The 10,554-nt window shown below is 57.1% G+C and carries 6 protein-coding genes and 2 rRNA genes (1 of these 8 cut by a window edge); 4 read left to right on the top strand and 4 right to left on the bottom strand.

Translation table 11 applies throughout. The annotated features are described in order from the left end of the window. The 3 genes from HV782_RS19925 to mrdA form a co-directional block, all read left to right on the top strand. Positions 1-2,535: ribosomal RNA gene (locus HV782_RS19925) — 23S ribosomal RNA — on the top strand; it begins 359 nt to the left of the window's first position. 150 nt (positions 2,536-2,685) lie between these two features. Next, positions 2,686-2,801: ribosomal RNA gene (gene rrf, locus HV782_RS19920) — 5S ribosomal RNA — on the top strand. Between the two features lie 213 nt (positions 2,802-3,014). Further along, positions 3,015-4,907, top strand: coding sequence for a penicillin-binding protein 2 (gene mrdA / locus HV782_RS19915; protein ID WP_186748441.1), 1,893 nt, complete (start codon positions 3,015-3,017; stop codon positions 4,905-4,907). Positions 4,908-4,930: 23 nt separating this feature from the next. Here mrdA and HV782_RS19910 read toward each other — a convergent pair whose 3' ends face one another. The 3 genes from HV782_RS19910 to HV782_RS19900 form a co-directional block, all read right to left on the bottom strand. Then, complete coding sequence (locus HV782_RS19910) at positions 4,931-5,671, bottom strand: hypothetical protein (protein WP_186748440.1); 741 nt, start codon at positions 5,669-5,671, stop codon at positions 4,931-4,933. Positions 5,672-5,858: 187 nt separating this feature from the next. Continuing rightward, on the bottom strand, positions 5,859-6,263 hold the full coding sequence (locus HV782_RS19905) for a lysozyme inhibitor LprI family protein (protein ID WP_128614676.1): 405 nt from the start codon (positions 6,261-6,263) through the stop codon (positions 5,859-5,861). Between the two features lie 52 nt (positions 6,264-6,315). After that, positions 6,316-6,609 (bottom strand): hypothetical protein, encoded by a 294-nt coding sequence (locus HV782_RS19900; RefSeq protein ID WP_128614675.1) that lies wholly within the window; start codon positions 6,607-6,609, stop codon positions 6,316-6,318. Between the two features lie 142 nt (positions 6,610-6,751). On the opposite strand from HV782_RS19900, the gene HV782_RS19895 reads away from it, so the two are divergent. Beyond that, on the top strand, positions 6,752-7,240 hold the full coding sequence (locus HV782_RS19895; RefSeq protein ID WP_123461903.1) for an SRPBCC family protein: 489 nt from the start codon (positions 6,752-6,754) through the stop codon (positions 7,238-7,240). Between the two features lie 456 nt (positions 7,241-7,696). Here HV782_RS19895 and acnA read toward each other — a convergent pair whose 3' ends face one another. Then, positions 7,697-10,438 (bottom strand): aconitate hydratase AcnA, encoded by a 2,742-nt coding sequence (acnA, locus tag HV782_RS19890; protein ID WP_123461905.1) that lies wholly within the window; start codon positions 10,436-10,438, stop codon positions 7,697-7,699. Positions 10,439-10,554 lie beyond the last annotated feature (116 nt).

The raw sequence follows: 10,554 nt of genomic DNA, 5'->3' as shown, positions 1-10,554 counted from the left end.
CGAGTAGGACGGAGCACGAGAAACTTTGTCTGAATATGGGGGGACCATCCTCCAAGGCTAAATACTACTGACTGACCGATAGTGAACTAGTACCGTGAGGGAAAGGCGAAAAGAACCCCGGAGAGGGGAGTGAAATAGATCCTGAAACCGTATGCGTACAAGCAGTGGGAGCAGACTTTGTTCTGTGACTGCGTACCTTTTGTATAATGGGTCAGCGACTTATTTTCAGTGGCGAGCTTAACCGAATAGGGGAGGCGTAGCGAAAGCGAGTCTTAATAGGGCGTCTAGTCGCTGGGAATAGACCCGAAACCGGGCGATCTATCCATGGGCAGGTTGAAGGTTAGGTAACACTGACTGGAGGACCGAACCGACTACCGTTGAAAAGTTAGCGGATGACCTGTGGATCGGAGTGAAAGGCTAATCAAGCTCGGAGATAGCTGGTTCTCCTCGAAAGCTATTTAGGTAGCGCCTCATGTATCACTGTAGGGGGTAGAGCACTGTTTCGGCTAGGGGGTCATCCCGACTTACCAAACCGATGCAAACTCCGAATACCTACAAGTGCCGAGCATGGGAGACACACGGCGGGTGCTAACGTCCGTCGTGAAAAGGGAAACAACCCAGACCGTCAGCTAAGGTCCCAAAGTTATGGTTAAGTGGGAAACGATGTGGGAAGGCTTAGACAGCTAGGAGGTTGGCTTAGAAGCAGCCACCCTTTAAAGAAAGCGTAATAGCTCACTAGTCGAGTCGGCCTGCGCGGAAGATGTAACGGGGCTCAAACCATACACCGAAGCTACGGGTATCATCTTCGGATGATGCGGTAGAGGAGCGTTCTGTAAGCCTGTGAAGGTGAGTTGAGAAGCTTGCTGGAGGTATCAGAAGTGCGAATGCTGACATGAGTAACGACAATGGGTGTGAAAAACACCCACGCCGAAAGACCAAGGTTTCCTGCGCAACGTTAATCGACGCAGGGTTAGTCGGTCCCTAAGGCGAGGCTGAAAAGCGTAGTCGATGGAAAACAGGTTAATATTCCTGTACTTCTGGTTATTGCGATGGAGGGACGGAGAAGGCTAGGCCAGCTTGGCGTTGGTTGTCCAAGTTTAAGGTGGTAGGCTGGAATCTTAGGTAAATCCGGGATTCTAAGGCCGAGAGCTGATGACGAGTTACCTTTCAGGTGACGAAGTGGTTGATGCCATGCTTCCAAGAAAAGCTTCTAAGCTTCAGATAACCAGGAACCGTACCCCAAACCGACACAGGTGGTTGGGTAGAGAATACCAAGGCGCTTGAGAGAACTCGGGTGAAGGAACTAGGCAAAATGGCACCGTAACTTCGGGAGAAGGTGCGCCGGTGAGGGTGAAGGACTTGCTCCGTAAGCTCATGCCGGTCGAAGATACCAGGCCGCTGCGACTGTTTATTAAAAACACAGCACTCTGCAAACACGAAAGTGGACGTATAGGGTGTGACGCCTGCCCGGTGCCGGAAGGTTAATTGATGGGGTTAGCTAACGCGAAGCTCTTGATCGAAGCCCCGGTAAACGGCGGCCGTAACTATAACGGTCCTAAGGTAGCGAAATTCCTTGTCGGGTAAGTTCCGACCTGCACGAATGGCGTAACGATGGCGGCGCTGTCTCCACCCGAGACTCAGTGAAATTGAAATCGCTGTGAAGATGCAGTGTATCCGCGGCTAGACGGAAAGACCCCGTGAACCTTTACTATAGCTTTGCACTGGACTTTGAATTTGCTTGTGTAGGATAGGTGGGAGGCTTTGAAGCGTGGACGCCAGTTCGCGTGGAGCCATCCTTGAAATACCACCCTGGCAACTTTGAGGTTCTAACTCAGGTCCGTTATCCGGATCGAGGACAGTGTATGGTGGGTAGTTTGACTGGGGCGGTCTCCTCCTAAAGAGTAACGGAGGAGTACGAAGGTGCGCTCAGACCGGTCGGAAATCGGTCGTAGAGTATAAAGGCAAAAGCGCGCTTGACTGCGAGACAGACACGTCGAGCAGGTACGAAAGTAGGTCTTAGTGATCCGGTGGTTCTGTATGGAAGGGCCATCGCTCAACGGATAAAAGGTACTCCGGGGATAACAGGCTGATACCGCCCAAGAGTTCATATCGACGGCGGTGTTTGGCACCTCGATGTCGGCTCATCACATCCTGGGGCTGAAGCCGGTCCCAAGGGTATGGCTGTTCGCCATTTAAAGTGGTACGCGAGCTGGGTTTAGAACGTCGTGAGACAGTTCGGTCCCTATCTGCCGTGGACGTTTGAGATTTGAGAGGGGCTGCTCCTAGTACGAGAGGACCGGAGTGGACGAACCTCTGGTGTTCCGGTTGTCACGCCAGTGGCATTGCCGGGTAGCTATGTTCGGGAAAGATAACCGCTGAAAGCATCTAAGCGGGAAACTTGCCTCAAGATGAGATCTCACTGGAACCTTGAGTTCCCTGAAGGGCCGTCGAAGACTACGACGTTGATAGGTTGGGTGTGTAAGCGCTGTGAGGCGTTGAGCTAACCAATACTAATTGCCCGTGAGGCTTGACCATATAACACCCAAGCAATTTGCGTCGAAGAGACCAGATTGCGGTGTGTGAAGACGAAACGAACCGAAAGTTCGCGCAACTCACAAGACACCTGTATCACATACCCGATTTGCTGAAGCGAGGCCAGATGGTCGCGAGTCAGTACCCGAATTTCTTGACGACCATAGAGCGTTGGAACCACCTGATCCCATCCCGAACTCAGAAGTGAAACGATGCATCGCCGATGGTAGTGTGGGGTTTCCCCATGTGAGAGTAGGTCATCGTCAAGATTAAATTCCGAAACCCCAATTGCGAAAGCAGTTGGGGTTTTGTTTTGCCCGCAGGAAAGTTTCAGGTCAGATCCAGCCGTCGCAAGAGCTGCCATTGGGAAAAATCGTTCTGAAGTGACCGGGTAGTTTTTGGTATGGTGCAGCTCGTTTTTTAACGGACTGATGTCATGCCCACGGATCGGCACTCATTTATGTAAAAGAGTCGCTGTAGAAATGCCTGAAGCCATCCCGATCAAGGACCACGAAAAAGAGACGCGTCTGGTCAACAAGCGGTTGATCGCCTGCGCCTTGTTCGTCTTCGCCATTAGCTGCGCCCTGGTGGTACGCCTTTACATCCTGCAAGTGGTGGAGTTCGACTACCACTCCACCATCTCAGAAAACAATCGTGTCCACGTCTTGCCCATCCCGCCGACACGCGGCCTGATCTACGACCGCAATGGTGTGCTGCTGGCCGACAACCGCCCCAGCTACAACCTGACGATCACCCGTGAACGCGCCACTGACGTCAATCGGGAGCTGGACGAGGTCATCAATCTGCTGCACCTGCCTGCCGAAGATCGCACGGTGTTCGACAAGGCCATGAAGCAGTCCCGCCATCCCTTCACGCCAGTAACACTGTTCTATGAGCTGACGGAAGAGCAGATCGCTGTGCTGGCGGTCAACGAATTCCGCCTGCCAGGACTCGACGTTGAACCGCAGTTCGTCCGCCATTATCCGCTCGGCGCCCATTTCGCCCATTCGATCGGTTACGTCGGCCGGATCAACGAAAAAGAATCCAAGGCCCTCGATTCGGTTGAATACCGCGGCACCCAGTCCATCGGTAAAACCGGTATTGAACGCTTCTATGAAGCTCAGCTGCACGGTCACGTTGGCTACGAAGAAGTGGAAACCAACGCCCAGGGGCGTGTGCTGCGGGTGCTCAAACACACTGATCCTGTGCCCGGCAAAAACATCGTTCTGAGCCTCGACGTCAAACTGCAGGAAGCCGCCGAAGCTGCTCTGGGCGATCGTCGTGGCTCCGTCGTCGCGCTCGACCCGTCCACGGGCGAAGTGCTCGCGATGGTCAGCAACCCGAGTTTCGACCCTAATCTGTTTGTCACGGGCATCAGTTCCAAGGAGTACTCGGCGCTGCGTGATTCCATCGACCGGCCGCTGTTCAACCGCGTATTGCGCGGCTTGTACGCGCCGGGCTCAACAATCAAGCCAGAGGTGGCAATCGCCGGTCTCGATGCGGGTGTGGTGACCCCACAGACCCGCGTCTTCGACCCGGGTTACTATCAGCTCCCGGATTTCGATCACAAGTACCGTAACTGGAACCACAGCGGCGATGGCTGGGTAGACATGGACGCCGCGATCATGCGCTCCAACGACACCTACTTCTACGATCTGGCGCACAAGCTCGGCATTGATCGCCTGCACGATTACATGGCCATGTTCGGCCTCGGTGAGAAAGTCTCGCTGGACATGTTCGAAGAGTCGCCAGGCCTGATGCCATCCCAAGCCTGGAAGCGCGCCACTCGACGCCAGGCCTGGTTCCCGGGTGAAACCGTGATCCTTGGCATCGGCCAGGGCTATATGCAGGTCACGCCGCTGCAACTGGCCCAGGCCACTGCGCTGATCGCCAACAAGGGCGTATGGAACCGGCCGCACCTGGCCAAGACCGTCGATGGTGTCGCACCGGTCGACGAGCATCCCATGCCGAACATCCTGCTCAAGGATCCGCGCGACTGGGAACAGGTCAACCACGGTATGCAAATGGTGATGCACGACGCCCGCGGCATCGCCCGTGCGGCCGCTGCAGGGGCGCAATACCGCATTGCCGGCAAGAGTGGTACTGCGCAGGTGGTGGCGATCAAACAGGGCGAGCGCTACAACCGCGAGAAGACCCTCGAACGCCATCGCGACAACGCCTTGTTCGTCGGCTTCGCCCCGGCCGAGCATCCGAAGATCGCGATCTCGGTCATGATCGAAAACGGTGAGGCCGGTGGTCGGGTTGCCGGCCCTGTCGTGCGGCAGATCATGGACGCCTGGCTACTTGATCAGGACGGCCATCTCAAGCCGCAGTACGCGGCGCCAACCAAGGCGCCGGGTGATCCGCATGTTTGACCGATAACGGCTGCGCGGGGCAATCAGACTTTTTCGTCGATTCTTTTGGCATTGATAGCGGCCTCGCGTGCGGCGACGATGGCGGCATCCGACGCCGGTGTCCCCAGTTCGCCTTTACGCCACAACTGATGAGAGAACAGGCCGTCGATGGCTTCAGCGCTCGGCGCTTTGCCCTTGGGTATAAACAGGGCCGCCAGATCAATGGTGTTGGCGAAGTTTTCTTTGGTCAGGTTGTACTTGCCCAAGAGGCTGCCTCCCCACCCGGCATCGGCCGCGACCAGTTCGATGGAAGTGCCGCGGTAGCTGTTCGCCGCGGTTTTGAGTGCGCCAGAGGCATTGAGCAGGGCGTTCAATTGCTCCATGTCTGAGGCGCTCAGCTCGCTATTGGAATTCAACGTCTTGAGGCTGCCATCGGTATCAACGGTAAAGCCGAATTTCTTGTTGGCCAGATCCGGAAAAGTGTTACTCAACGCCGACTTGAAGTCCTCGAACGCCAGCTTCAGCGATTCGTGGGCATTTCTATGCTGTTCGGCGATTTTCGGGAAGTCTGCAGCCTGGGGGCGGCCAAGCCAGACGTCGATCGCTTCGAGGGGCGGGCTGACAGTCTGGGCGTCATCACTGGGATGATAAACCGCCGCCGGATTGAGGTTGACTGCCGTCTTCTGCAGGTCTTCGCTGAGCGACTTTATGTTCAGCGGTTGTGCGGATTTGGTCAGTTCAGCGGCTGAAGGCTGAATAAAAGCAGAGTTTAAAGAGATCGCCATGTCGTCATTCCCTGATCGTTGGTTGTAAATCATTTATCGGCGATCTGAGGCTGTGCTTAAGTCATGTGGTGGCAGTAGGCGTTTCAGGATGTGTCATGGATCTATGCTGGTCGCTGTCGTCGCTGCAACGTGGTGGTCTTCACTCAATACTGGATTGAAAACCGCCACCAGCGAATCCACTACAACCTCAGGCCCCTGGTACCGGGCAACTCATATCCCCTTCCTCACACTTCAAATACTGCTTCAGCGCCTCGACCCGGACCTTGGTCACCGCCGTCAGGCAATTGCTGTAAACCCAGGGATAAACACTTCCGCCCGTTACACCCGACGATGAAAACTTGCACTCGGCATCGCGAAATCCGATCCACGCCCGCTGCGCGCTGACCAACAACTTCTTGCCCTCCGGGTTGTCCTTCAAGCGCCCGGTGATCTGCTGATACAGCGCATTCAATTCTTTGTCCGCTGCCTTGAAGTCCTGTCCGGCACACTGATTCATCGTCGCCTGATCGCTGGCATTGGCGCAGTCGACGGCGGCGTGGGCTAGGGGGGTGAACACCAGGGGCGACAGGGCCAGGAAAAAACGTGGGGACATAGGCGGGGCTCACTGTAGATGACGGGAATAACCGGCATTGTAGCGATCAGACTCAACTCCCGCTGTAACCGCGCAGGCGCATGCAGTCATTGGTCAGGTCGATCTGTTTCTCCGCCACCACAATTCCGTCACCCACTCCGGCGCCGACCGCCGCTTCCATGCTCTTGTCCGACGGCGTGCTGTTGTAACTGGCAGTCGCCGACTTGGCCTGATACTGGCACTCGGCTTTGTCGTGCTCCACTGTCGCCTGGGACGCGCCAGGCTTGCTCCAGTGGTCTACGGAACTGACGCAGGCTGACAGCGTCAGCAGTGATGCCCAGAGGGCGGCATAGTGCGGAGACTGCATGGTCTGCTCCAATGTCTGCCGGAATAACAGCTGAGTTTAGACGCAACGGTCAAAGGTCGAGCCCGGGCCGTTGACCGTTTGATACAACTTCAGGTTGGACATGTGGTCATACGAGCCTAGTGTTCAGAACAGGAGGTGACGTATGAAACCAGTACCCAATAGTTTCGAACGCAAAATCACTCTCAAGGCGCCACGGTCCCATGTCTGGCGTGCATTGGTCGATGCCGAGGCGTTTGGCCAGTGGTTTGGAGTGGCGCTGGAGGGCAGGCGGTTCATTGCCGGCGAATGGACGCAAGGGCAAGTCACGTATCCGGGTTATGAACATGTGTTGTGGAATGTGCTGATCGAGCGGGTCGAACCGCAGCAGTTGTTCTCGTTCCGCTGGCATCCGTATGCCGTGAATCCGAAGATCGACTATTCCCAGGAGCCGACCACACTGGTCAGGTTCGAACTGGAAGACTTCGAGAACGGCACGCTGCTCAAGGTGTCAGAGTCCGGCTTCGCGCACATTCCCGATGTCCGCCAGAAAGAGGCCTATTACATGGACAGCCGTGGCTGGGAGGAGCAGTTGAGCCGGCTCGAACAGTTTCTTGCCGAGAGCGCCCGGGCACGTGAGCGTGACGGCGGCTGAGGTTTTCCAGCCCTGGTTGAAACGCTGGGTTCTGGTGGTTTTTCGAAAATGACCAGCAGGCCCAAACGTCGCGGCCGCTGAAAGTCGCGCAGATAACCGCTGTCATGCTCGACGGCTGACAGGGCTAAGGGTTTTCGGAAGGGGGTCTATAGCGAATGTCTTACACGCACTGGTAGCTTTTACGACTATTGCCGATTGGATCCAGAGCGTAATCTACACCCATCAACTGAGACACAGGGAGTGTTTCAGGATCATGGATGATCGACCATTTGCAAGGATCGCTGCCGACAGGGAGTCGATAATGGTCTTGGGAAAAACCCGCTTCGGCGGGTTTTTTTTCGTCCATGGAAAAGTAAACCCCCTGTAAGAGTTGCCGAAGGCTGCAATCTTTTGATCTTGATCTCAAAACCAAATCTAAAGATCGCAGCCTTTGGCCGTTTCTACAGGGCGCGCGCGTTATGAGGCGATCAGTTGGCGCAGGACGTAATGCAGGATCCCGCCCGATTTAAAGTATTCAACCTCGTTCAAGGTATCGATCCGGCACAACACCTCGATCTTCTCCTGACGCCCGTCTTCACGGGTGATCACCAGCGGCAAATTCATCCGCGGTGTCAGCTCGACGCCGGTCAGGCCCTGAATCTCGAAGGTTTCCTTGCCAGTGAGATTGAGGCTCTTGCGGTTCTGATCGAGCTTGAACTGCAGCGGTAACACGCCCATGCCCACCAGGTTGGAACGATGGATGCGCTCGAAGCTTTCGGCGATTACCGCTTTGACGCCCAGCAGATTAGTGCCTTTGGCCGCCCAGTCGCGGCTGGAGCCGGTGCCGTATTCCTGACCGGCAATCACTACCAGTGGCGTGCCGTCGGCCTGATAACGCATGGCGGCGTCATAGATCGCCATCTTCTCGCCACTCGGGATGTACAGGGTGTTGCCACCTTCTTCGCCGCCGAGCATTTCGTTGCGGATGCGGATGTTGGCGAAGGTGCCGCGCATCATCACTTCATGGTTGCCACGGCGTGAACCGTAGGAGTTGAAGTCCCGTGGTTCCACACCTTTTTCGCGCAGATAACGCCCGGCCGGACTGTCAGCCTTGATGTTACCGGCAGGGGAGATGTGGTCGGTGGTCACTGAATCGCCGAGCAATGCCAGCACCTTCGCCGCTTTGACATCGCTGATCTCCGGCAACGGCCCGCCAATATCGTCGAAAAATGGCGGATGCTGGATGTACGTCGAATCGTCCTGCCAGACATAGGTCGCCGCTTGCGGCACTTCGATTGCTTGCCACTGTTCATCACCGGCAAACACTTCGGCGTATTCCTTGTGGAACATTGCGGTGTTGACCTGATTTACCGCAGCGGCGATTTCCTGGCTGCTCGGCCAGATGTCACGCAGGTACACCGGATTGCCTTGCTGATCGTTGCCCAGTGGCTCGCTGCTGATGTCGGTGCGTACGCTGCCGGCCAGGGCGTAAGCGACCACCAGCGGCGGCGACGCCAGCCAGTTGGTCTTGACCAGCGGATGCACCCGGCCTTCGAAGTTGCGGTTGCCGGACAGCACCGACGCCACGGTGAGATCGGCTTTCTGGATAGCTTTCTCGATCGGCTCCGGCAGCGGTCCGGAGTTGCCGATGCACGTGGTGCAGCCGTAGCCGACCAGCGAGAACCCGAGTTGATCGAGGTATTGCGTCAGCCCGGCGGCCTTGTAGTAGTCGGTGACCACTTTCGAGCCGGGCGCCAGCGAACTCTTCACCCACGGCTTGCGCGTCAGGCCCTTCTCTACGGCTTTTTTCGCCAGCAGACCGGCCGCCATCATCACGCTCGGGTTGGAGGTGTTGGTGCAGGAGGTGATCGCGGCGATCACTACCGCGCCGTTCTTCAGGCGATAGGTGTGGCCTTCGTATTCGTACTCGGTTTCGCCGACCAGATCGGCGTTGCCCACGGCCACGCCACCACCACCTTCGCTTTCCAGGCGACCTTCTTCCTTGCTGGTGGGTTTGAATTGCAGGTCCATGAAATCACTGAAGGCTTGTGCGACATTCGGCAACGAGACCCGGTCCTGCGGGCGTTTCGGCCCGGCCAGGCTGGCTTCGACGCTGCCCATGTCCAGCGCCAGGCTGTCGGTGAACACCGGTTCCTGACCGGGCAGGCGCCACAGGCCCTGGGCCTTGGTGTAGGCCTCGACCAGTTTCACCACTTCAGGCGGACGACCCGACAGGCGCAGGTATTCCAGGGTCACATCATCGACCGGGAAGAAGCCACAGGTGGCGCCGTATTCCGGGGCCATGTTAGCGATGGTCGCGCGGTCGGCCAGCGGCAGGTCGGCGAGGCCGTCACCGTAGAACTCGACGAATTTGCCGACCACGCCTTTTTTGCGCAGCATCTGCGTGACGGTCAGCACCAGGTCGGTGGCGGTGATGCCTTCCTTGAGCTTGCCGGTGAGTTTGAAGCCGATGACTTCCGGAATCAGCATCGACACCGGCTGCCCGAGCATCGCCGCTTCCGCCTCGATGCCGCCGACGCCCCAGCCGAGCACGCCGAGGCCATTGATCATGGTGGTGTGGGAGTCGGTGCCGACCAGGGTGTCGGGGAATGCGTAGGTGCGCCCGTCCTCATCCTTGGTCCACACCGTGCGCCCGAGGTATTCGAGGTTGACCTGGTGACAGATCCCGGTACCCGGCGGCACCACGCTGAAGTTGTCGAAGGCGCTTTGACCCCAGCGCAGGAACGCATAACGTTCGCCGTTACGCTGCATTTCAATGTCGACGTTCTGTTCAAACGCGCTGGCGCTGCCGAATTTGTCGACCATCACCGAGTGGTCGATCACCAGGTCCACCGGCGACAGCGGGTTGATCCGCTGCGGATCGCCGCCGGCCTTGGCCATCGCCGCACGCATCGCGGCGAGGTCGACTACGGCGGGTACGCCGGTAAAGTCTTGCATCAATACGCGGGCCGGGCGGTACTGGATCTCGCGGTCGGAGCGGCGCTCCTTGAGCCAGGCGGCAATCGCCTTGAGGTCGGCGCCGGTGACGGTTTTTTCATCTTCCCAGCGCAGCAGGTTTTCCAGCAGGACTTTCAGCGACATCGGCAACTGGTCGATATTGCCCAGGCTTTTCGCGGCATCCGGCAGACTGAAATAGTGGTAGGTCTTTTGGTCGATCTGCAGGGTTTTGAGGGTCTTCAGACTATCGAGGGACGGCATTACGATCACTCCTTTGAGTCCGCACGGCTACGGACGGAGGGGACGGGCAGAGCTATCAACGTAGCCCTGTTTTCAGTAGCTGGCTAATAACTGGACTCTATCAATAAGTCCAAGGT

The organism is Pseudomonas monsensis (genome assembly GCF_014268495.2).
Taxonomy (GTDB): domain Bacteria; phylum Pseudomonadota; class Gammaproteobacteria; order Pseudomonadales; family Pseudomonadaceae; genus Aquipseudomonas; species Aquipseudomonas monsensis.
This window is presented reverse-complemented; position numbering and strand designations above follow the sequence as displayed.

Bases quoted from the DNA above. Each gene is read 5' to 3' on its own strand.
- HV782_RS19910 (WP_186748440.1), bottom strand. From the start codon at position 5,671: ATGGCGATCTCTTTAAACTCTGCTTTTATTCAGCCTTCAGCCGCTGAA.
- acnA (WP_123461905.1), bottom strand. From the start codon at position 10,438: ATGCCGTCCCTCGATAGTCTGAAGACCCTCAAAACCCTGCAGATCGAC.
- HV782_RS19895 (WP_123461903.1), top strand. From the start codon at position 6,752: ATGAAACCAGTACCCAATAGTTTCGAACGCAAAATCACTCTCAAGGCG.
- HV782_RS19900 (WP_128614675.1), bottom strand. From the start codon at position 6,609: ATGCAGTCTCCGCACTATGCCGCCCTCTGGGCATCACTGCTGACGCTG.
- mrdA (WP_186748441.1), top strand. From the start codon at position 3,015: ATGCCTGAAGCCATCCCGATCAAGGACCACGAAAAAGAGACGCGTCTG.
- HV782_RS19905 (WP_128614676.1), bottom strand. From the start codon at position 6,263: ATGTCCCCACGTTTTTTCCTGGCCCTGTCGCCCCTGGTGTTCACCCCC.